Source organism: Streptomyces sp. NPDC085944, assembly GCF_040686295.1.
In the GTDB taxonomy this organism is placed as follows: domain Bacteria; phylum Actinomycetota; class Actinomycetes; order Streptomycetales; family Streptomycetaceae; genus Streptomyces; species Streptomyces salinarius.
On the sequence record NZ_JBFBJX010000004.1, the window covers coordinates 1 to 22,971 of the forward strand.

Here is a 22,971-nt window from a genome sequence, read left to right on the forward strand (position 1 = left end):
TCCGCCTCCCCCCGCCCCACCCCCCCTGGGTACCCGCCACCCATTTCCCCCCCCCCCGCACCCCACCCCCCCCCCCCCGCTACGGCCGCCGCCGTGCGGCCGGGCCCGCACGGCGGCGCCAGTACCGGGGGAGCGGTCAGCGGGAGCCCGGCACCGTCATCTCACCCCCTGCGCCCGGGGCGTGCCCCGCGTCACCTCCCACTCCCGGGCCGGCGACCACAGGCCGCCGGCGCCCGCGCCGCCGCCGCCGTCGCCGCCCGCGGCACCCCGACCGTCGGACGCGGTCCACCAGTGGGGGCGGTGGTCCGTCGTCCGCCGGACGCCGACCGTGTACGTCCGGGTGTACTCACCGTTGGCAGAGGTCACCGTGATCGTGCGGGTGGTCAGACGGGAGCGGGACGACGAGACCGTGTCACTGCCGTCGGTGACCTTCACTGTGGCCCCCGACTCGGCGGCCACCGCCCCGACGGCCGGGATCCTCCCGTGCCCCGGCCAGTCCACGACGTACGTGCTCACGTCCGGGTCGAACCCGTCGAGCGCGACGCCCCCCACGGTGATCGCGGAGGCGTCGGCCACACTGGCCTTCGTGGCGTCCGGGAAGTCGGTCACCGTGACCGACCCGTCGGCGTTCACCACCACGTCCGCCGCCATCGCCGCCGCGAGGTTGATCCGCTGCCAGCCCGGCCCGCCGGACGCGCTGAGGTCGAGCGGGTACCCGGAGTCCGTGGCGGTCTGCTCCAGGACCTGGGTGCGCTGCCCGGCGGTGAGGTCCGGGAAGGCCGTGACCAGCAGCGCCGCCGCGTCGGCCGGTGCGTCGAGGGTCTGCCCGGCCTCGCCGGTCCGGGAGAACCCGTACGTCAGGCGCCGCGTGTACAGGTCCACGGCCTGTCCGGTGCTCAGCCCGGCGTACCGGTCGCCCGCACAGGCCGTGAGGGTGTCGCCGTATCCCTCCTCCTCGCACCGCGCGAGCAGCACGTTCTCGATCTCGGTGTGGGCCTGCCGCAGCAGCTCCGCGAAGGCGGGGTCCGCCCAGCGGTGCGCCACCGTGGCCTGCGCGGTGATGCGGCCGCCCATGACGTCGAGCGGGTAGTGGAACCCGAGGACGACGCGGTTGTCCCCGTACTCCGAGGTGCGGGCGAGGATCGACGGCGCCAGGTCGGGCAGCAGCGTGGCGAGGATCGTCCCGGCCTCGTAACCGCCGTAGGTGTGGCCGCTCGGGTACGAGCCCTGGCCGGCGAGTCCGCTGTACGAGCTGTCCTGCGACTCGTAGATCGCGCCGCCGTCCCCGGCGAAGCCGAGCCGCACGTAAGGGCGCAGGTACTGGTAGTGGTTCTTCGCCGCGTCGTGGGTGTCGAGGTTCTCGGTGACGCGGGAGAACAGTGCGCTGGTCTTGGGCAGTCGCCCTTCCTCCAGGGCCTGGCTGTACAGCGGGCCGAGCCGGGAGCCGAGGCCGTCGGCCATCGTGACGGTGGCGCTGTGGGACGCGTCCACCTCGGCCCGGTCGACCCGCTCCCGCGTCGCCGCGTTGTTGACGGCGACGGTGATCGTGTCGTTCTCGGCCGTGAGCGAAGTGCCTCCGGTCCACTTCTCGTTGGCGCCGAGGGTGCCGGAGTCCAGGTCGTCGAAGCCGCCGAGGAGCCGGTTGAAGTAGTCGCTCCCGTCGTCGGTCGCGGGCCACGAGTCCGACGCGTAGGCGGCGTCGAGCACGTCGTCCGGGAAAGGGGAAGGCTCGTAGTCCGCGGGGTCCGGGGCGGCGGCGGCCGTGGTCGCGGTCGCCGTGCCGGGGGCGTCGGAGCTGCCGGCCGGGGTCACCGCGGTGACGGTGGCGGTGTGGGTCTTCGCCCGGCCCGTCGTGGTGAGCAGTGCGGTGTCCGCGGTGCCGGACACGTGCACGGTCGTCCCGTCGTCGAGCGCCACCGTGTAGCCGACGACCGGGAAGCCGCCGTCCCCGGCGGACCGCCAGCTCACCCGGACCCGCTCGCCGTCGGTGACCACGCCCGTGACGACCGGCGTCTGGGGCGTGTTGTCGCCCGTGACGGCGGGCTGCGTCGAGGCGCTCCAGGGGGAGTCGCCCAGGGCGTTCACCGCGCGGACCCGCGCCGTGTACGACGTGCCGTCCTTCAGCCGGGTGAACACCGTGCTCCGGCTGTCCGGATCCGCGATCTCGACCCGGTGGCCGTCGCCGAGCGTGATCTCGTAGCCGGTGACCGGCGAGCCCCCGTCGTCCCCGGGCGCGGCCCAGATGACCCTCACACTGGTGCCGGACGAGGTCGCGGACACCGCGGCGGGTGCGGCGGGCACCGTCCTGCGCTTCGTGGTGAGCGCGGTCTGGGCGCGGTCGAGGGCCGCGTACCGTTCGCCGAGGGCGCGGTCCGTGGCCGAGTCGTCGGCCAGCGCCGCCTTCGCCGCGGTGAGCGCCGTGGTGAACGCACGCCACGAGGCCTCCGTGTACCGCTCGTCGGCGAGGGCGGACGCGGTGGCGACCAGGTTCTCCAGCTTCAGCCGGGGGAGGGGCACCAGCTGGTTCGCGGCCAGGGTGAGGGCCCGGGTCCGCAGGTCGACCTCCGGCTGCGTCGCGTCCCCGGCGTCCAGGAGGGCGCGGGCGGCGGCGAGTTCGCGGCGGAACACCGCGAAGTCGATCGTGCCGTACCGGTCCGCGTCCTCGGACAGCCCCTCGTACCGCTCGACAGCCTTCCGCAGGGCGGACAGGTCCGTCTCCGCGGGCGGCTCGACGTGGCCGAAGGTGATCCGGCCGAGGTTGGCGACGTACGGGTGCGCGGAGTCCGCGTTCGTGGTCAGCCGCAGGTGCACGGCGTGCGTGCCGGTGACCGGCTTCGGCAGGGTCAGGCTGGTCGTCCCTCCCGACGACCACGAGTTGCCGGTGACCGGCAGGGGAACGGCCGCGTACGGCGTGCCGGGGCTGTCCGCGTCGAAGGAGTCCAGGTAGAGCTGGACGGCGGAACCGGTGCCGCAGCGGGCGGAGTTGTTGACGTAGGTGAGCGTGAGCGTGTTCTTGGGGGAGTCGCCGAAGTCGACGGCTCCGTAGTCGAGCCAGGCGCCGTCGTAGGTGCCGCCGAGGCTGGTGGCCGAGCCCGCGTCGTCCCAGGTGGCCGGCTCGCTCTTGAGCCCGCCCCCGCTGCTGTCCGTGAACGCCGTGGCGTCGAAGACCACCGGGGCGTCCGCCTGCCGGGTGAAGGTGAGCGAGTGGATGTTGGCCACGTACGGCTGCGCGTCGGTCTGGGTGCTGGAGACGAAGACGGCGAACACGTCCCGGGTGCCGTCGAAGACGTCCGGGTCGAGCCGTACGCTCGTGGTGGCCACGGTGCCCCAGCCCGAGCCGGTGTAGTCGAGGGGGATCTCGACCGCCGGCGGGCCGTCCTCGGCGCCCAGGCGCAGTTCGATGCGCGAGTCCGAGGCCGCGCGGGAGCGGGGCTTGTCGTAGCCGACGGCGACGGTGTCGGCGCCGTCACCGAGGCCGGTGTCCCGCCACTCGGCCCAGGCGCCGTTCGTCACGTTCTCGAAGACGCCGTTCGAGAGCTTCAACGGGAGCGAACCGTCGCCGGTCCCGGTGGCGTCGGCCGCGGTGAGCGTGGCGAGCGTGGTGACCGGGGAGGACGACGGGGCCTCCTCGGGCGAGAACCGGTACCAGTCGAAGTTCGACACCCACCGCTGTCCCGACGGGGCGTGGAACACGAACGTCGCGCTCGACGCGTCCAGCAGGGCGTCCGGGTCGGTGACGGCCGCCTGGACGGTCGTGTAGTACTGCCAGCCGCCGGTCCCCGGCAGGGAGACGGTGGCGACGACCGGGCCGTCGGCGTCCCCGGCGTGAAGGGCCACGCTGCTCGGGTCCGCGGTCGGTGCCTGCGCGTTGGCGTAGCGCACGGAGACGCTGCGCGGGGCGACCCCGCCGAAGTCGAGGCCGGTGTACTGCTCCCAGGAGCCCTCGGTGACGCCGCCGAGGTCGCCGTCCGAGTGGTAGGCCTCCTTCACCAGGCTCGGGCCCTCCATCCGGTCCGGGTCCTCGGCCTGGAGGACGGCGTAACCGCCCTCGTCCAGGGTGAGCGCGTCGGTCGCGGACCGCAGCGCGTCGTGGGCCGCCATGAGCGTGCCGGTCGGCGAGGCGGGGTCCGCGAGGACGGTCCGCGCGCGTTCCAGCGCCGCCCGGAAGATCCCGTAGGAACCGTCGGAGTAGTTGCCCTCGCGCACCAGGGACGCCTCGTCGGCGAGGGCGGCGAGGCTCCCCCGGTGCACCGCCGCCGCCGAGACCACCAGCGGGTCGGTCACGGACACGCCGGTGCCGGTGACCGTCGAGGCCGGTGTGCCGCGCGGGAAGGCCCGGTCGGCGAAGACGAGGCCGAGCCGCGCGTCGGTCCTCGTGGTGCCGGTGAGCTTCAGGGACGCCGTGCGCCGGCCGGTGACCCGGAGGTCCGCCTCGACCCCGTCCGGAAGGCCGGTGACGCTCGCCGCGCCGCTCCGGGTGAGACTGGTGCCCTTGCGCGCGGCGAACGACGCCCGGCCGTTCAGCCGAAGCTCGATGCCGTTCTCGACGGTGCCGTCGGCGGCGGTGTCGACGGTCTCGGGGCGGGCGGAGACGACGGTCGTACCCCTGCCGGGTCCGGAGTCGTCACCGTCGTCGCCCGTGTCGCCGCTCAGCGAGTACGCGGGCTCGGTGCGGGAGCCCCAGGACGACGGCTCGGAGCCCATGTCGAACGTCAGGGTGCCGCCGGCGACGATCTGCGCGTAGTCGAGCCATGTGTTCGTAAACCGCTTGCCGTTGAGCGTCGCGCGCTGCACGTAGTAGTCGCTCGGCGAGACCCCGTCGGCCTCGACGGTGAACTCGGCGCCGCTCTCGTAGCGGATCGTCGTCGAGTCGAAGAAAGGACTGCCGATCTGGAACTGACTGGACCCCGCGGTCACCGGGAAGAGCCCGAGGGCCGCGGCGACGAACATCGTCGACATGGTGCCGGCGTCGTTGTCCATGGTCGGCAGGAAGCCGTCCGGGGCCGGTTCGTAGACCCTGGTCTTCACCGGCGGCCGGAACTCGCCGCCCGAGCTGGGGGCTTCGCCCGTCGAACCGGTCGCGATGTACCGGTTCCAGGTCTCGCCGGTGTAGATGGCGCGCACCCACTTCTGGGTCAGGCTCGGCTCACCGACGTAGTTGAAGAGGTAAGGGGCCTGGAGGTCGATCTCGTTCGCGTTGGAGTGCAGCATGGTCGAGCCGTCGTCGGCGTCCGAGTCCTCGCCGAACATGTGGCGGATCGCCGCCCGGCCGGCCTTCTCGCCGCCCATGGCCTCCAGGAGGCCGGCCATGTCGTAGGCGTCGTACCAGTGGTACTGCCACAGGGTGCCCTGGTAGAGCTTCGCCTCCTCGAACTTCTCGTAGTCGGCCTTCTGCCAGTCGCCCTCGCCGTCGCGCGGCGTGAGCAGACCGACCTCGGTGCCGTCGGCCGCGGTCCAGGCGCCGGGCTTGACCAGGTTGTCGATCGCCATGGTCGCCTGCTCGCGCAGCTTCTTCGCGTCCGCGTCCGCACCGAGCGCGTCCGCGATCACGGACAGCGCCCACTGGTCGTAGCCGCGCTGCACCGTCGTACCGGGGTCGCCGGCGATGTACCCCTGCCGCAGCTGGGTTCCGGTGTAGTAGCCGGTGTACGACTTCAGCGCCGGGTACGCCTCGTCGAGGCGGTCGAAGTCCTTGAACCCCTTCGACAGCGCGTCCGCGATCACCACCGCCGAGCGCTCCCAGCGCACGGTCGGCACCGAGTGGGTGAGGCTGCCCGGGCTCTTGCCCGAGGCGTGCGCGTCGGCGAACAGGACGACCGCGGACTGCACCATGTCCCGGTAGGTCGCCGGGTCGATGTACGCCTCGACGGAGTACTTGCGGAAGTCGTCCCAGGTGGACCAGCCGTCGTAGTACGTGAAGCCGTTCGCCCGGTGCACCGCCCCGTCGACGCCGCGGTACGTGCCGCTGGTGCTGGTGGCGTTCACCGGCAGCGCGTACATGCGGTAGAGGTGCGTGTAGAACAGCTTGGTCAGCGTCGAGTCCGGGTCGGCCTTCTTCGAGGCCTTCACCGCGACGGCGCCGAGCGTGCGGTTCCAGTCCGCCTTCGTCTGCGCGCGCACTTCCGCGAAGCCGCGGCCCGCGACCTCGTTGTGCTGGTCGGTCGCGGCCTGTTCGGCGCTGATCGGCGACAGCGTGACACGCAGTTCGACGTCGTCGCCGTCGGCCGGGTCGAATCCGAGGACGGCACCGGTGTCCCTGCCGTCCCGCGCGGTCGCGTCGTCCAGCGCGCCGTCGTCGTCCCAGGTGCGCAGCGAGGCCACGGGGACGTTCGTGGTCGCGTAGTAGTACAGGCGGTACGAGGCGCCGTTGAACGACCCCGCGACCAGCCCGCTGATCGCGGTGGTCCCGTCCTTCAGCTTCGTCGCTTCCAGGGTCGAACGGGTGCGGCTGGTGAAGTTGTTGGCGAGGTCCAGGACGAGCTGGGGCCGCGCTCCGTCGGGGAAGCCGTACCGTTCGAGCGCCGTACGGGTCGTCGCGGCCATCTCGGCGTCGATGGTCCCGGCGGGGGAGCCGAGCCCCACCCGGTAGGAGCCGGGCGTCGCGGACTCGTCGTCGTGGCTGTAGGGGTGCGCGTAGGTGCTCGTGGCCGGGCGGCTGTCGTACTGCCGCGAGGTCGGGACGACCAGCAGGTCGCCGCCGCCGCCCGAACCGCCCACGCCGTCCAGGTTCGTGGCGGTGAACCCGGCGATGTGGTCCTCCTCGTAGTCGTACCCCGAGTGGCTGCGGCCCGGGGCCGTCATCGGGTTGACCTTGGCCAGGCCGTGCGGGGCCTGGGCGCCGGGGAGGTCGTTGCCGTCGTCGCCGGCGGTGGACAGGAACGGGTCGACGAGCTTCGTGTAGTCGGTCCCGGCGGTCGGCGCTCTCTCGGCGGTCGACGCGGTGGGGCCGGGCACGGCCGCGGCGGTGCCGCCGCCCGCCAGCGCGGCGAGGCCGAGCGCCCCGGCGAGCACCGCGGCGACCGTGGACCGCAGGGCCCGTGGCCGGGCCGGCCGTCTCGGCGGTCTCTTGGATCTGTCGGGCATGACGAGCACGGACCCTCCCTGATGGACAACGTTGTCAGACGGCAATCGGAGCAAGCGCTCCGAGGTGAACGCCTCCGCCATCACATAGGGAGAAGTCATACAACGGGGAAACGGAGTTCGTACAGGGCCCGCGCGTCCGTGCCGCACGCACGCGGTCCGGCGCGGGCGGCGCGTTGTGCGGGGCGCGGGCGCCTGGTGGCTGTGATCCGTGTGTCACTCCGCGCGCCCTGCCGGGACGTGACGCCCCGGGAAATGATGTGCGGACCGCGTGTGAGCCAGGCGAATCCGCGTATCCGCTTCATGAGCGGACGGGTGTGCGGGGGAAAGGACTCAACCTTGTTGCTGCTCATCTCTCCGGACGGTGTCGACGAGGCCCTCGACTGCGCGAAGGCGGCCGAGCACCTGGACATCGTCGACGTCAAGAAGCCCGACGAGGGCTCGCTCGGAGCCAACTACCCTTGGGTCATCCGGGAGATCCGCGCGGCGGTCCCGGCGGACAAGCCGGTCTCCGCCACCGTGGGAGACGTGCCGTACAAGCCCGGCACGGTGGCCCAGGCGGCACTCGGCGCCGCCGTGTCCGGGGCCACCTACATCAAGGTCGGTCTCTACGGATGCGGCACGCCCGAGCAGGCCGTCGAGGTCATGCGCGGGGTCGTCCGTGCGGTGAAGGACCACCGGCCGGACGCCTTCGTCGTCGCCTCGGGATACGCCGACGCCCACCGCATCGGCTGTGTCAACCCGCTCGCGCTGCCCGACATCGCGCGCCGTTCGGGTTCCGACGCCGCCATGCTCGACACCGCGATCAAGGACGGGACGCGGCTGTTCGACCACGTTCCGCCCGACGTGTGCGCCGAGTTCGTACGGCGTGCCCACGACGCCGGCCTCCTCGCCGCGCTGGCGGGCAGCGTCAGGAGCGCCGACCTGGGCGAACTGGCCCGCATCGAGACGGACATCGTCGGAGTGCGCGGAGCGGTCTGCGAGGGAGGGGACCGCAACGCGGGCCGCATCCAGCCGCACCTGGTGGCGGCCTTCCGGGCGGAGATGGACCGGCACGTCCGCGAGCACACGGCCGCCACCGCGGCACAGAGCTGATCATGACCTTGGCAACCGGACGTTCGCCCCGCACTCGTGGAGACCGGGGCGGGTGCCTCACCGTCGTCGACCCGGCGACCGGCGAAGCGTTCGACGAGGCTCCCGACCGGCGACCGGAGGAGCTGGACGCGGCCGTCGACCGGGCCCACGCGGCCTGGCACGACTGGCGGGCCGACCCGGCCGCCCGCAGAACGGCGCTGCTCGCGGCGGCGGACGCCGTCGACGCGGCCGCCGCCGCTCTCGCCCCGCTCCTCACCCGCGAACAGGGCAAACCGCTGACCGAGTCGCACGCGGAGGTGGCCCGCACGGCCGCCCGGCTGCGCTACTTCGCCGAACTGAACACCGGGACGCAACCGATCACGGACGGCCGCCCCGTGCACAGCCGACTGCGGTGGCGGCCGATCGGGCCCGTCGCCGCCATCGTCCCGTGGAACTTCCCCCTGCAGCTGGCGTCGGCGAAGTTCGCACCGGCGCTCGCCGCGGGCAACACGATGGTGCTCAAACCCTCACCGTTCACCCCCCTCGCCACCCGGATGCTGGGGTCCGTACTCGCCGCTGCCCTGCCCGAGGGCGTGCTGACGATCGTCACCGGAAGGGAACCCCTCGGCGCCCGTCTCGCGTCGCACCCGGGGATCCGCCACGTGAGCTTCACCGGGTCGGCGGCCACGGGACGGGCCGTCGCCGCGGGCGCGGCGGCCACACTCGCCCGCGTCACCTTGGAACTGGGAGGCAATGACGCAGCCGTCCTGCTCGACGACGTCGACGTGGAGGAGATCGCGGACCGGCTGTTCTGGGCGGCGTTCCGCAACTGCGGCCAGGTCTGCATGGCGGTCAAACGCGTCTACGCCCCCGCCCGGCTCTACGCCCGGGTGGTGGAGGCCCTCGCCCACCGCGCGGACACGACCGCCGTCGGATCCGGACTCGACCCGGCCTCCCGCATCGGGCCGGTCAACAACGCCCCGCAACTCGCCCGCGTCGAGCACCACACGGCCCGCGCCCTGGCCGACGGCGGCCGGGCCGTGGCCGGTGGACACCGCCTGGACCGGCCGGGGTACTTCTTCGCCCCGACGATCCTGGCCGACGTACCGGCCGACAGCCCGGTGGTGACCGAGGAACAGTTCGGCCCGGTCCTTCCGGTCCTGCCGTACGACAGCCTCGACGAAGCTGTCCGGGCGGCCAACGACACCGGCTTCGGACTGGGCGGCTCGGTGTGGGGCACCGACCTCGACCGGGCCGCGGCCGTCGCCGACCGCCTGGAGTGCGGAACGGCCTGGATCAACCACCACGCCGAACTCTCCCTCGCTCAACCCTTCGCGGGTGCCAAGGACAGCGGTGTCGGCGTCGCGGGCGGACCGTGGGGGCTCTACGGAAACCTCAGACCGTTCGTCGTGCACCGCCCTCAGGAGGCGTGAAGTGAGGTTCGGCGCGGCCGTACTGCGGGCGTACGAGGGCCCGTTCACCGTCGAAGAAGTGGTGCTGGCGGACGGACCGGCCGACGGGGAGGTCCTGGTCCGGATCGCGGGCTGCGGGATGTGCCGGACCGACCTGGGGGTGCGGCGCTCGGCCGGCCGCTCACCCCTGCCGGCGGTCCTCGGTCACGAGGGGGCCGGAGTCGTGGTGGAGACGGGAGGCACGGGCACCGGCCTGAGCCCCGGCGACCCTGTGGTGCTGAGCTTCGACTCCTGCGGGCACTGCCGCAACTGCCTGGGCGCGGCCCCCGCCTACTGTGACTCCTTCGCCTCGTTGAACCTGTTCGGCGGGCGCGAGGAGCGTGCCGCACGCTTCGCCGACGCGAGCGGGACGCCCCTGGCCCCCCGCTGGTTCGGCCAGTCCTCGTTCGCCGAGTACACGCTGGTCCCGGCCCGCAACGCCGTCCGGGTCGATCCCGCGCTGCCCCTGGAACTGCTCGGACCGCTCGGTTGCGGCTTCCTCACCGGCGCCGGTGCGGTCCTCAACTCCTTCGGTGCCGGCCCCGGCGACACCCTCGTCGTCCTCGGCGCGGGCGCGGTGGGCCTGGCCGCGGTGATGGCGGCTCACGCCGCCGGCGCGGTGACCGTGGCGGTGGACCGGCATCCCGGGCGGCTGGCCCTCGCCGAACGGTTCCACGCCCTCCCGGTCCCGGCCACTCCGACCGGCCTGTCCGACCGCCTTCTGCGGCTGACCGGCGGTGGAGCGGCCTACGCGCTGGACACCACGGGCGCCGCCGGGCCGATCAACGAGGCGCTCCGGTCGCTGCGTCCGACCGGCCGGCTCGGCCTCGTGGCACGCCTCCACGACACCTTGCCGCTCGGGGTGGGGACACTGGACCGGGGGCGCACGATCTCCCACATCTGCGAGGGCGACGCCGTCCCCGGAGTGCTGATCCCCCGCCTCATCGCGCTCTGGCAGGCCGGGCGCTTCCCCTTCGACGAGCTGATCCGCACCTACCCGCTCGCCGACATCAACGAGGCCGAACACGACTGCGAGACGGGGCGCGTCGTCAAACCCGTCCTGGTCCCGGACGGCCGGCGGCACTGAACACGCCGCCCACCGCCGCCCACCCCGGCCGGCGCCTCCGACGGACGTCCGACCCACACGATCCCACCAGGGAGAAGGCATGGCCGACACGGCATCGCTCAGCACCACTGCGGACGGCGTGGAGGGAGGAGTGGGGCTGACCGCCCTCCTGGTCGCCGCGGCCCGGGCGATCGAGACCCACCGCCCCGACAGCCTCGCCCGGGACAGATTCGCGGAGCACTTCGTGCTGGGCGCCGAGGCATCCGCGCACTGGCCGGTCCGCCCGGAGCAGGCCCCGGACGGGGACACGAGCCCGCTCTGGGGACGCTTCGCCCGCTACTTCGGCCTGCGCACCCGGGTTCTCGACGACTTCCTGCTCCGGTCGGTCCGGTCCGCCGGCATCCGTCAGGCGGTGCTGCTGGGAGCCGGGCTGGACACGCGGGCCTTCCGGCTCGACTGGCCCCCCGGCTGCGCGGTCTACGAGATCGACAGGTACGGAGTCCTCGCGTTCAAGCACAAGGTCCTCGACGCCCTGTCGGCCCGGCCCCGGGCGGCGCGCGTGCCGGTCGGGACCGACCTGCGCGCCGACTGGGCCGGCGCGCTGACGGCCGCCGGCTTCGACCCCACGATCCCCACCGTGTGGCTGGTCGAGGGCCTGCTGTTCTACCTGCCACGCGCCGCCGAGACCGCGCTCGTCGACACGGTCGACCGGCTGAGTGCGCCCGGCAGCACCCTGGCGTACGAGGTCAAGCTCGAGAAGGACCTGATGGCGTACCGCGACAGTCCGCTGTACACGTGCACGCGCCGGGAACTCGGCATCGACCTGCTCGGCCTGTTCAGCCGGGAGCCGCGGCCCGACTCCGCGGCCCGGCTGACGGGCAGGGGCTGGACCGCGTCGGTGCAGACTCCCTTCGACTTCACCCGCCTGCACGGACGCGGCCCGCTGCCCGAGGAGAACGACGCCCTGGGCGGCAACCGTTGGGTGTTCGCCGACCGGGCGCGGTCGGCGTGAGGGGCCCGGCCCGTTTCATGCATGGATCCACTGTTTCCCCCCGTTCGTGTGTGAAGAGCCGTTGTTCCCTGCCGGCGCGGCCGGGACGACTGGATAGTGGGGTCGGCCGCCGGGGGCAGCTCCCCGGCGCATTCCGACGGCAAGGCCCCACCAAGAAAGGCAGGGTGCACCATGGTGCCCACCACCGAGGCGACCGACCGCATCGAGCTGGTCTTCTCCCTCTTCGACGCCGATGGCAACGGCTACCTGGAGCGCGCCGACTTCGACTTGATGGGCAACCGCGTGGTGGCCGCGGTACCGACCGCCCAGGAAGCCGTCAAGGAAAGGATGGCCGGTGCCTTCCGCCGCTACGGTGACACGCTCCTGACCGAGCTGGACGCCAACGGCGACGGCCGGGTCAGCCCCGAGGAGTTCACCTCCGTCGTCCTCAACCCGCAGCGGTTCGACGCGGCCGTGGACGAGTTCGCCGAAGCGCTCGCGGCGATGGGCGACCCGGACGGCGACGGCTTCGTCGCCCGCCCCGAGTTCGTCGCGCTGATGATCGCGATCGGCTTCGCACGGCCCAACATCGAGGCCCTCTTCGAGGCCTTCGGCCCGGACGGGGAGGACCGCGTGCGGGTGTCCACCTGGGCCGACGCCATCAGGGACTACTACCGCCCGGAGAAGTCCGGCATCGCCGGCGACCACCTGGTCCCACGGACCTGACGAGCCGGGCGGGACGGGTTCCGCCGTCGGCCTGAGAAGGCGTTCGACCTGATGGGGAGGGTGGCGTCGGTCGGCGGCGCGGATCTACGCTGCCTGCGACAGCGACAGCGACAGCGACAGCGACAGCGACAGCGACAGCGACAGCGACAGCGACAGCGACAGCGACAGCGACCGAGGCCGACAGCCCGGCCCGGGGCGGCGGTGGAGACTGGGCTGCGTGGAGGGGAGGGGTCCGCGCCAGTGCTCCCCGGACCCTCCCCGCGGGGGCGTTCCGCTGCCGCACAGGCCCGTCGACGTACCCGAACACCGAGGTCAGGCATGCAGTTCACAACTCGCCCCACCCTGAGCGGCACTTTCGGCATGGTGTCCTCGACCCACTGGCTGGCCTCGCAGTCGGCCATGGCGGTGCTGGAGGACGGAGGCAACGCCTACGACGCCGCCGTGGCCGGAGCCTTCGTGCTGCACGTCGTCGAGCCGCACCTCAACGGGCCCGCCGGAGAGGTGCCGATCCTGCTCGCTCCGGCGGACGGCGAGGTGCGGGTGCTGTGCGGGCAGGGCGTGGCGCCCGCCGGAGCGACGGTCGCGCACTACAAGGGGCTCGGACTCGACCTCGTCCCCGGCACCGGGCCGCTCGCCGCCGCCGTGCCCGGTGCTTTCGACGCCTGGCTGCTCCTGCTGCGCGACCACGGCACCAAGTCACTGGCCGACGTGCTCAAGTACGCCATCGGCTACGCCGAGCACGGGCACGCGCCCGTGGAACGGGTCGCGGAGACCGTGCAGACCGTCCGGCAGCTGTTCGAGACGGAGTGGACCTCCTCCGCCGAGATCTACCTGTCGGACGGCCACCCGCCCCGCCCCGGCGAGTTGCTGCGCAACCCCGCCCTCGCCGCCACCTGGCAGCGGTTGCTCGCCGAGACGGCGGGAGCGGCGGACCGGGAGGCGGAGATCGACGCGGCCCGGGAGGTCTGGCGCTCCGGATTCATAGCCGAGGCGCTCGTACGGCAGGCCGGGCGGCCCACCCTGGACACCAGCGGCGAACGCCACACCGGCACCCTGACCGCGGCCGACCTCGCCGGCTGGTCGGCCCACTACGAAGCACCGGCGACCTACGACTGGAACGGCTGGACCTTGTGCAAGGCCGGCCCGTGGAGCCAGGGACCCGTCCTGCTCCAGCAGTTGGCGCTGCTCCCGCCCGAACTCCCCGCCCACGGCTCCGCCGACTACGTCCACCTGCTGGTCGAGGGCTGCAAACTCGCCATGGCCGACCGGGAGGCCTGGTACGGCGACGCGGACGGCGCGGACCGGGTGCCGCTGGACGACCTGCTGTCGCCGGAGTACAACGCTGAGCGGCGCCGACTCGTGGGCGACAAGGCGTCCTTCGAACTGCGGCCCGGCGCTCCCGGCGGGCGCACCCCGCGGCTCAGCGCGCACGCCCTCGTCGCGGCCGTGGAGGGGGAGGGCCTCGACGCCCTGGGGGTGGGCGAGCCGACGGTCGCCAAGAGCCCGACGTCCCCGGTGCCGGGGGAGCCGGACGTGGCGGCCGACGGGGGCACCCGCGGCGACACCTGCCACCTCGACATCGTGGACCGCTGGGGCAACATGGTCTCGGCCACGCCCAGCGGCGGCTGGCTCCAGTCCAACCCCGTCGTGCCCGAGCTCGGCTTCCCGCTCGGCACCCGGCTCCAGATGACCTGGCTGGAGGAGGGCCTGCCCAACTCGCTCACGCCGGGCCGCCGCCCCCGCACCACGCTCACCCCGTCCGTCGCCCTGCGCGACGGGGTGCCGGTCATGGCCTTCGGCACCCCCGGCGGCGACCAGCAGGACCAGTGGCAGACGCACTTCTTCCTCGCCGTCGCGCTGCGCCCGCGGGTGCGCGGCGGACTCGACCTCCAGGGTGCGATCGACGCCCCGAACTGGCACAACGACGGCTTCCCCGGCTCCTTCTTCCCGCGCGGCATGCGGGCGGGTTCCGTCACCGTGGAGTCCCGGATGCCTGCGCAGGTGGTCGAGGAGCTGAGACGGCGCGGGCACGACGTGACGGTGGGGGAGGCGTGGTCGGAGGGCCGGCTGTGCGCCGTCGCGCGGGACCCGGAGACGGGCGTGCTGTCGGCGGCGGCGAACCCGCGCGGCATGCAGGGATACGCGGTGGGCCGCTGACCGGCACACGCGCCCGGGTGACCGGCACCGGGGCGACCGGCACATGTGCCCGTGCAGGCGATGTTCGTGCCGATTCCACCCGGAGTACACCACCCGGGTGAGGATTGTCAGTGGCGCGTGCTCTCATGGAGTCATGATCGAGAACAACGAAACCATCGACGAGTTTCTCTCCCGGCACACCGACGAGGTCGAGGCGGCCGTGCGCAAGGCTGCCGCCCAGGAGATCATGCCGCGCTGGCGCCGGCTCGCGGCAGACGAGGTCGACCAGAAGACCGGCCCGCACGACCTGGTCACGGACGCCGACCGCCGGGCCGAGGTCTGCCTGACGGAGGTCCTGGCCGGCCTGCTGCCGGGCTCGGTGGTGGTCGGCGAGGAGGCCGTGCACGCGAACCCCGCGTCGTACGAGGCGATACGCGGCGAAGCCCCGGTGTGGATCATCGACCCGGTCGACGGGACCCGGCAGTTCGTGCGCGGCGAGGAGGGCTTCTGCACGCTGGTGGCGCTCGCCCGGCACGGCGTCGTGCACGCCTCCTGGACCTACGCCCCGGTCGACGACCGGCTGGCGACGGCCGTCCGCGGACGGGGCGCCTTCCTGGACGGTGAGCGGCTGTACGCGGGACCGCCCGAGCCCGGCCGCGAGCTGCGGGTCGCCACCTCCCACCCGGACTACACGACGGACGAGCAGAAGCGAGCCCTGCTCGCCCTGCGCACCCCGGGCGTGGCCCCCCGCCCCTGCGGTTCGGCGGGCCTGGAGTACCTGGCGGTCGCCCGGGGCGAAGCCGACGCCACCGCCTTCTCCTGGGAGGCGGCCTGGGACCACGCGGCCGGTCTCCTCCTGGTCGAGGAGGCGGGCGGCGCCCACCTGACCCGCACGGGCGAACCCTTCCGCATCACCGGGGGCAACGACCTGCCGTTCACGGCCGCCCGCGACGCGGCCACGGCACGCCGGGTGGCGGCGCTGCTGTCGGGCGGGGCGTGATGCCCGACGGCCGCCGCGGGCGGGGCACCGCGACCGCGCGCCGCCGGATCCCGGGCATATCCTGATCCCCAGTGGCCATCGGCTGACGAAGGGGTCCGAAGGTGCCGTCGATGCTCGATGCGGTCGTAGTGGGTGCGGGGCCGAACGGACTGACGGCTGCCGTGGAGCTCGCCCGGCGCGGCTTCTCGGTCGCCGTCTTCGAGGCCCGGGGCACCGTCGGCGGCGGGGCGCGCACCGAGGAGCTGACCCTGCCCGGCTTCCGGCACGACCCGTGCTCGGCCGCGCACCCGCTCGGCATCAGTTCCCCGGCCTTCCGCGGCCTCCCCCTGGAGCGATACGGCCTCGAGTGGCTGCACCCCGCGCTGCCCATGGCGCACCCCTTCCCCGACGGCTCGGCCGCCGTCCTGTCCCGGTCGGTGGCCGAGACCGCCGCCTCCTTCGGACCGCGCGACGCGGGCACCTACCGCAGGCTCGTCGAGCGCTTCCTGCCCAGGTGGGACACGCTCGCCCGGGACTTCATGTCCCTGCCGCTGACCGCGCTGCCCCGCGACCCCGTCACCCTCGCCAGGTTCGGACTGGCCGGCCTGCCCCCGTCGACCTGGCTGATGCGCCGCTTCCGCGACGAGAAGGCCAAGACCCTGTTCGCCGGGCTCGTCGCGCACGTCATGGCCCCGCTCGGCGGCTTCGCCACCGGCGCCATAGGCCTGGTCTTCGCGCTCGCCGCGCACGCCCGGGGCTGGCCCGTGGCCCGTGGCGGCTCCCAGGCGATCTCCGACGCCCTCGCCGGGTACCTGCGCGACCTCGGCGGCACCGTCCACACCGACTACGAGGTCAAGCGCCTCGACGACCTGCCGCCCGCGCGGGCGTACGTCTTCGACACCTCGCCCACGGCCCTGGCCCGGATCGCGGGTCTCGGCCACCACTACGCGAACTACCGGTACGGCCCCGGCGTCTTCAAGATCGACTACGCGCTGGACGGCCCCGTCCCGTGGACGGCCGAGGAGCCCCGCGGCGCGGGCACCGTCCAGATCGGCGCCGACAGCGCGGAGATCGGCGCCGCCCTGGACGCGGCCTCCGGAACCGACCGCGCGTCCGAGCGGCCGTTCCTCATCACCGTGCAGCCCAGCGTCGTAGACCCCACCCGCGCCCCGGCCGGCCGGCACGTCTTCTGGGCGTACGGCCACGTCCCCAACGGCTGGACCGGCGACCTCACCGACGCGATCGAGCGCCAACTGGAGCGCTTCGCCCCCGGCTTCCGCGACCGCGTCCTCGCCCGCGCCACCGCCGGCCCGCCAGAGATCGCCGCCCGCAACGCCAACTACGTCGGCGGCGACATCGCCTCCGGCGCGGTCAACGGCCTGCAACTCCTCCTCCGCCCCAAGCTCTCCCTCTTCCCGTACGCGACTGCGCACCCGGCCGTCTTCATCTGCTCGTCGGCCACGCCTCCCGGCCCCGGCGTGCACGGCATGTCGGGCCACAACGCGGCGAAGGCCGTCTGGCGCAGACTCCGCCAGACCTGACCCGGACACCCACGGCCGAGCGAGGACCCGTATGCCCACCATCACCCTCGTCCAGGGCGACATCACCCGCGAACACGCCGACGCGATCGTCAACGCCGCCAACTCCTCCCTCCTCGGCGGAGGCGGCGTCGACGGCGCCGTCCACCGGCGCGGCGGCCCGGCGATCCTCGCGGAGTGCCGCAGGCTCCGCGCCGGCCACCTCGGCAAGGGCCTGCCGACCGGACGCGCGGTCGCCACCACCGCGGGCGACCTGGACGCGCGCTGGGTGATCCACACGGTCGGCCCGGTGCACAGCGCCGCCGAGGACCGCTCGGACCTCCTCGCCTCCTGCTACCGCGAATCGCTGCGCACCGCGGACGAGTTGGGCGCCCGCACGGTGGCCTTCCCCGCCATCTCCACCGGCGTCTACCACTGGCCGATGGACGACGCCGCCCGCATCGCCGTCGAGACGGTCAGGACCACCGAGACGTCGGTCACGGAGGTCCGCTTCGTCCTCTTCGACGACCGCGCCTACGAGGCGTTCGCGGCGCGGCTGGGCTGACCACCGCGCGCACGCCGTCGGCCGCCGGCCGGCCGACGTGACACCGCACGCCGTCATTGAGTCCGCGAGCCGTCGCCGCGGCATGCTCTCCCACCTGGCTTGACGCTTTATTGCGACTGATGTGCAATAGCCACACGCCGACAACAAGCGTGGGGGAGACATGACAGCCCGTCGGACCCGTTGGACCCGTCGGACCGATCGGAGCCTTCCGGTACGAAGCGCCGCCGCCGCGGTGTTGTTCGCCGCCGGCGCGGCCGCCTGCTCCGCACCCTCGGACGGAGGGAAGGACGACGACGCCGGGGCCGCCGAGTCCGTCGTGATCGCAGTGGCCTCGGAACCGGACACCCTCAGCCCGCTCCTGGGCTACGGCAAGGACGGCAACTCCAAGATCTTCGACGGGCTGCTCGCCCGCGACACCGACCTGGAACTGAAGCCCGCGCTCGCCACCGCGCTGCCGAAGATCACCGACGGCGGCCGGACGTACACGTACACCCTGCGTGACGGCGTGAGGTTCAGCGACGGCGAACCACTGACCGCGAAGGACGTGGTCTACACGTACCGCACCGTCATCGACGAGAAGACCAACAACACCGCCCGCAGCGAACTCGACGCGATCGAAGCCGTCCGCGCGAGCGGGGACGACACCGTCGTCTTCACGCTCAAGTACCCGTACGCGCCCTTCGCCGCCCGCACCGTCCTGCCCATCGTCCCCGAGCACGTCGCGGGCGGACAGGACCCCAACACCGGCGACTTCAACACCGAGCCGGTCGGCACCGGACCCTACGTGCTCACCGACTGGAGCAAGGGCGAGAAGCTCTCCTTCAAGGCCAACCCGCACTACTGGGGCGGCCGGCCCGCGGTGAAGTCGTTCACCATGGCCATCGTCCCCGACGACAACGTGCGCGCCACCCGGCTGCGCTCCGGCGACCTCGACGGCGCCGTCCTGCCCCCCAACCTCGCCGCCACCTTCGACAAGGACGACGGTCGGCGCACCTACCGGGCCAGGTCCTACGACTTCCGGGCCGTCACCCTGCCCACCTCGGGCAAGGTCACCGGCGACCGCGCGGTCCGCCGGGCCCTGGACGCCGCCGTGGACCGGCAGGCCATGGCCGACAAGATCCTCGACGGCGCGGGTCGGCCGGCGTACGGACCGCTGCCCGTCGAGGACCCCTGGTACGAGCGCGGCATCGAGCGTCCGCACGACCTCGCGAAGGCGAAGCGCATCCTGGACGAGGCCGGCTGGAAGCCCGGCTCCGGCGGCGTCCGCGCCAAGGACGGACAGAGCGCTTCGTTCACCCTGTACTACCCCTCCGGCGACAAGGTCCGCCAGGACCACGCGCTCGCCTACGCCTCCGACGCCAAGAAGGCCGGCATCGAGGTGAAGGTCGAGGGCGCCACCTGGGAGGTCATCGAACCGCGGATGACGACCGACGCGGTCCTCGCGGGCCTCGGCAGCGTCGGCGACCCCGACTTCGGCCTCTACACCCTGCTGCACTCCACCCTCGCCGGCGACGGCTTCAACAACATGGCCCACTACGACAACCCGGCCGTCGACGAGGCGCTCGACACCGGGCGCCGCAGCCAGGACCCGGAGAAGCGCGCGGCCGCCTACGACAGGATCCAGCGGGCCCTCGTCGACGACCCCGGCTACACCTTCCTCACCCACATCGACCACCTCTACGTCCTCGCCGACCGCTGGGACGGGCTGAGCACCCAACTGGAGCCCCACGAGCACGGCTTCGCCAGCGGGCCCTGGTGGAACATCGAGGACTGGCAGCCCAGGAAGTGACCGGAACCCTCCGGCGGCTGCCCTGGGGCGCCATGGCACGACTCGCGGGGCGGCGGGCGCTGTTCGCCCTGCCCGTCGTCCTCGTCGTCACCTTCGGCGTGTTCGCGATCGCCGCCGCCTCACCCTTCGACCCCGTCAAGGCGTACGCCGGCAGCGCCGCGCTCGGCGCCGACCAGGAGACCCTGGACCGGCTGCGCGAGAACCTCGGCGTGGACCAGTCCTTCGTCGTCCGCTGGTGGCACTGGCTGACCGACGCCCTCACCGGCGACCTCGGCCACTCCAGCGTGCTGCGGCAGCCCGTGACCCAGGTCATCGGCGAACGCCTCGTCTGGTCCGCCCTGTTGTGTGCCGTCGCCTTCGCCGCCGCGGTCACCCTCGGCACGCTCCTCGGCGTGCTGGCCGCCCGGCGCCCCGGCTCGATGCCCGACCGGGCCATCACCTCCCTCGCGTACACCCTGGAGGCGGCGCCGGTCTTCTGGATCGCGCTGCTCGCCGTGTGGCTGTTCGCCCTCCAGTGGGACCTGCTGCCCGCCGGCGGTCTCACCGACACCGCCGGCGAACAGGTCACCCCGGGGCAGGTCGCGGGCCACATCGTGCTGCCCGCCGGAGTGCTCGCCGTCTCCCAACTGCCCTGGTTCACGCTCTACGTGCGTCAGGGCGTCGCCGATGCGCTCGCGGAGGACCCGGTGCGCGGCGCACGGGCCCGCGGTCTGCAAGAGAGCACGGTGCTGCTCGGGCACGCCCTGCGCTCCGGACTGCTGCCCGTGCTCACCCTGATCGGCTCCCGCGTGCCCGAACTCATCACCGGCGCCCTGCTGGTGGAGAGCGTCTTCAGCTGGCCGGGCATCGCCGCCGCCACCGTCGAGGCGGCCACCGCCGTCGACTTCCCGCTGCTCGCCGCCCTGACCACGCTCGCCACCGCCGCCGTACTCGCCGGCAACCTGCTGGCCGACCTGCTCTACGGACTCTTCGACCCGAGGGTGAAGCTCAGTGAGATGTGATGTCCATGGCTGACGTCGCCGCCGAGAAGACCGGCACCGTGTGGCGCTCCCGGAGCGGCGACCGCCGCTCCACCCGCACCCTGCGCCTGCGCACCTCCGCCGCGCTGCTGACCGTCACCGTGCTCGCCGTGCTGCTCGTGCCGCCGCTGGTGCAACTCGACCAGCAGGCCGTCGACCTGGCCGCCAAGCTCCGGGCCCCCGGCTTGGCACACCCCTTCGGCACCGACGACGTCGGCCGCGACCTGCTGCTGCGCTGCGTCTACGGCCTGCGCGTCTCCCTGCTCGTCGGCGTGGCGGCCGCGCTGACGGCGACGGTCGTGGGCACCGCCGTGGGCGCCACGGCCGGTGCGCTCGGCGGCTGGGTCGACCGGGGAGTCATGCGGGTCGTCGACGCCCTGTCCTCCGTGCCGCACCTGCTGATGGGCATCTTCATCGTCGCCATGTTCCGGCCGGGCGTCTGGCCCGTGGTGGCCTCCGTCGCGCTCACCCACTGGCTGTCCACCGCGCGCATCGTCCGCGCCGAGGTGCTGTCCGTGCGCGCCCGTGCCCACATCGACGCGGCCGTCTCCGGCGGCGCGTCCCGGTGGCGGGTGACGGTACGGCACCTGCTGCCCGGCGTGCTGCCGCAGGCCGCGCCGGCCGCCGTACTCATGGTGCCGCATGCCATGTGGCACGAGTCGGCGCTGTCCTTCCTCGGTCTCGGCCTGCCCACCCACACCGCGAGCCTCGGCAACCTCATCCAGGAGGCCCGGGGTTCGCTGCTGGCCGGGCAGTGGTGGCCCACGCTCTTCCCCGGCCTCTTCATCATCGTGCCGACCCTCGCCGTCGCCGGACTCGCGGGCGCCTGGCGGGAGCGGATCAACCCCCGCAGCCGATCGGAGCTGATGCTGTGACCGGGCGAGCCCCCGTGCCGTCGGTGCCCCCCGTGCCGTCGGTGCCCCCCGCGCCGTCGGCGCCGCCCGTGCTGTCGGTGCGCGGTCTGTCGGTGCGCTTCCGCATGCCGGACGGGCGCCGCGTCGCCGCCGTGACCGACGCACGCTTCGACGTGGCGGCCGGCCAGTGCCTGGCCCTGATCGGCGAGAGCGGCTGCGGCAAGTCCGTCCTCGCCTCCGCCCTGCTCGGGCTGCTGCCCGGCAACGCGCAGACCGCGGGCCGTGCCCTCCTCGGCGACCTCGACCTGCTCGCCGCCGACGAACGGACCTTCGCCCGCACCGTACGGGGCCGGCTGATCGGCCTCGTCCCGCAGAGCCCGGCCGCCCACCTCACCCCGGTCCGCACCATCCGCTCACAGCTGGCGGAGACGGTCGCGGAACTCACCGGGGTCCGCGGCCGCACCGCCCTGCGCGAGGCCGCCGAGGCCGCCGCCGAACGCGCCGCGTTCCCCGTGGACCACCTCGATCGCCATCCGCACGAACTCTCCGGCGGCCTCGCCCAGCGTGCCGCCACCGCCCTCGCCCTCGTCGGCGACGCTCCGCTGCTGCTCGCCGACGAGCCGACCACCGGGCTCGACCGGGACCTGGTGGACCACACGGTCGACGAACTGAGACGACATCTCGACAAGGGGGGTGGCCGTGCCCTGCTGATGATCACCCACGACCTGGCCGCCGCCGAGCGCATCGCCGACCGCGTCGCCGTCATGTACGCCGGCCGTGTCGTCGAACTCTCCGACGCCACCGCCTTCTTCGGCACCTCCGGCCCCCGCCACCCCTACAGCCGCGGCCTGCTCGACGCGCTGCCCGACCGCGCCTTCGTCCCCGTCCCCGGCCTGCCGCCCGAACTCGGCGCCCTGCCCGACGGCTGCGCCTTCGCCGCCCGCTGCGACCGGGCGAGCGGCGCCTGCGCCACCCTGCCCCCACTGCGCGGCGAGGTCGCCTGCCACCACCCGCACGCCGCACTGACGGAGGCGGCCGACCGTGCTTGAACTGCGCACCGTCACCGCCGGATACGACAGGAAGGCGCCCGTGTTCCGGGACGTCTCCCTGTCCGTGGCACCGGGGGAGGCCGTCGGGCTGCTCGGTCCCAGCGGCTGCGGCAAGTCCACCCTCGCCCGCGTCGCGGCTCTGCTGCACCGGCCCGACGCCGGCGCACTGGTCCTCGACGGCACCCCCGTACGGCGCTGGCGGCACGGCGCCCCGCGTGCCCTGCGCACCGCCTTCGGTGTCGTCTTCCAGCAGGCCCGCCTCTCCGCGGACCCCCGGCTGACACTCGCCGGCCTCGTCGCCGAGCCGCTGCGTGCCACCGGCCGGCGGGCGCAGGCCGCCGACCGGGTCGCCGAACTGGCCGCCACCGTGGGGCTGACCACCGACCTGCTGAGCAGACGCCCGCACGAGGTCAGCGACGGCCAGCTGCAACGCGCGTGCCTCGCCCGGGCGCTGGTGCTGCGCCCGCGCTGGCTGGTGTGCGACGAGATGACCGCGATGCTGGACGCCTCGACCACGGCCGCCCTGGTCCGGGTGGTGGAGGCCTACCGGGCCGGCACGGGAGCGGGGCTGCTGGCCGTCGGCCACGACCGCGTCCTGCTGGACCGCTGGTGCGACCGCACCGTCGAGTGGGCCTGTGTGGCCTCCACGCCGAAGAGCTGACCTGCTGCCCCGGC

The 22,971-nt window shown here is 73.6% G+C and carries 15 protein-coding genes; 14 read left to right on the forward strand and 1 reads right to left on the reverse strand.

From position 1 onward, the window contains the following. Window positions 1-156: 156 nt before the first annotated feature. Window positions 157-7,083 carry a glycoside hydrolase domain-containing protein gene (locus tag AB0P07_RS08740; protein ID WP_365547089.1) on the reverse strand — a complete coding sequence of 2,309 codons (6,927 nt, stop codon included), beginning with the start codon at window positions 7,081-7,083 and terminating at the stop codon, window positions 157-159. Between the two features lie 336 nt (window positions 7,084-7,419). Between AB0P07_RS08740 and AB0P07_RS08745 the strand changes: the two genes are divergently transcribed. The 14 genes from AB0P07_RS08745 to AB0P07_RS08810 all read left to right on the forward strand — a co-directional run bounded on the left by AB0P07_RS08745 (window position 7,420) and on the right by AB0P07_RS08810 (window position 22,957). Beyond that, window positions 7,420-8,175, forward strand: a complete 756-nt coding sequence (locus AB0P07_RS08745; protein ID WP_365547092.1) for a (5-formylfuran-3-yl)methyl phosphate synthase — start codon at window positions 7,420-7,422, stop codon at window positions 8,173-8,175. Window positions 8,176-8,177: 2 nt separating this feature from the next. Continuing rightward, window positions 8,178-9,587, forward strand: a complete 1,410-nt coding sequence (locus AB0P07_RS08750) for an aldehyde dehydrogenase family protein (protein ID WP_365547095.1) — start codon at window positions 8,178-8,180, stop codon at window positions 9,585-9,587. A 1-nt stretch (window position 9,588) separates the two neighbouring features. After that, the gene (locus AB0P07_RS08755; RefSeq protein ID WP_365547098.1) at window positions 9,589-10,692 is read left to right on the forward strand and encodes an NAD(P)-dependent alcohol dehydrogenase; all 1,104 of its coding nucleotides are present in this window, start codon (window positions 9,589-9,591) and stop codon (window positions 10,690-10,692) included. A gap of 79 nt (window positions 10,693-10,771) precedes the next feature. After that, window positions 10,772-11,683, forward strand: a complete 912-nt coding sequence (locus tag AB0P07_RS08760) for a class I SAM-dependent methyltransferase (RefSeq protein WP_365547101.1) — start codon at window positions 10,772-10,774, stop codon at window positions 11,681-11,683. Between the two features lie 171 nt (window positions 11,684-11,854). Further along, window positions 11,855-12,388 carry an EF-hand domain-containing protein gene (locus AB0P07_RS08765; RefSeq protein WP_365547104.1) on the forward strand — a complete coding sequence of 178 codons (534 nt, stop codon included), beginning with the start codon at window positions 11,855-11,857 and terminating at the stop codon, window positions 12,386-12,388. 318 nt (window positions 12,389-12,706) lie between these two features. Beyond that, on the forward strand, window positions 12,707-14,545 hold the full coding sequence (locus AB0P07_RS08770; RefSeq protein ID WP_365547107.1) for a gamma-glutamyltransferase: 1,839 nt from the start codon (window positions 12,707-12,709) through the stop codon (window positions 14,543-14,545). Between the two features lie 133 nt (window positions 14,546-14,678). Then, the gene (locus tag AB0P07_RS08775) at window positions 14,679-15,524 is read left to right on the forward strand and encodes an inositol monophosphatase family protein (RefSeq protein WP_365547110.1); all 846 of its coding nucleotides are present in this window, start codon (window positions 14,679-14,681) and stop codon (window positions 15,522-15,524) included. A 110-nt stretch (window positions 15,525-15,634) separates the two neighbouring features. Further along, entirely contained in the window at window positions 15,635-17,044 is a 1,410-nt protein-coding gene (locus AB0P07_RS08780) for an NAD(P)/FAD-dependent oxidoreductase (protein ID WP_365547113.1), read from the forward strand. A gap of 31 nt (window positions 17,045-17,075) precedes the next feature. Then, window positions 17,076-17,585 (forward strand): O-acetyl-ADP-ribose deacetylase, encoded by a 510-nt coding sequence (locus AB0P07_RS08785; protein ID WP_365547116.1) that lies wholly within the window; start codon window positions 17,076-17,078, stop codon window positions 17,583-17,585. A gap of 160 nt (window positions 17,586-17,745) precedes the next feature. Beyond that, the gene (locus AB0P07_RS08790; RefSeq protein ID WP_365547119.1) at window positions 17,746-19,374 is read left to right on the forward strand and encodes an ABC transporter substrate-binding protein; all 1,629 of its coding nucleotides are present in this window, start codon (window positions 17,746-17,748) and stop codon (window positions 19,372-19,374) included. A gap of 32 nt (window positions 19,375-19,406) precedes the next feature. Beyond that, entirely contained in the window at window positions 19,407-20,375 is a 969-nt protein-coding gene (locus AB0P07_RS08795) for an ABC transporter permease (RefSeq protein WP_365548093.1), read from the forward strand. 5 nt (window positions 20,376-20,380) lie between these two features. Beyond that, the gene (locus tag AB0P07_RS08800; protein WP_365547122.1) at window positions 20,381-21,268 is read left to right on the forward strand and encodes an ABC transporter permease; all 888 of its coding nucleotides are present in this window, start codon (window positions 20,381-20,383) and stop codon (window positions 21,266-21,268) included. 104 nt (window positions 21,269-21,372) lie between these two features. Then, window positions 21,373-22,296 (forward strand): ABC transporter ATP-binding protein, encoded by a 924-nt coding sequence (locus AB0P07_RS08805; protein ID WP_365548096.1) that lies wholly within the window; start codon window positions 21,373-21,375, stop codon window positions 22,294-22,296. Beyond that, window positions 22,289-22,957 (forward strand): ATP-binding cassette domain-containing protein, encoded by a 669-nt coding sequence (locus tag AB0P07_RS08810; protein ID WP_365547125.1) that lies wholly within the window; start codon window positions 22,289-22,291, stop codon window positions 22,955-22,957. Before AB0P07_RS08805 ends, AB0P07_RS08810 begins: the two co-directional genes overlap by 8 nt. Window positions 22,958-22,971 lie beyond the last annotated feature (14 nt).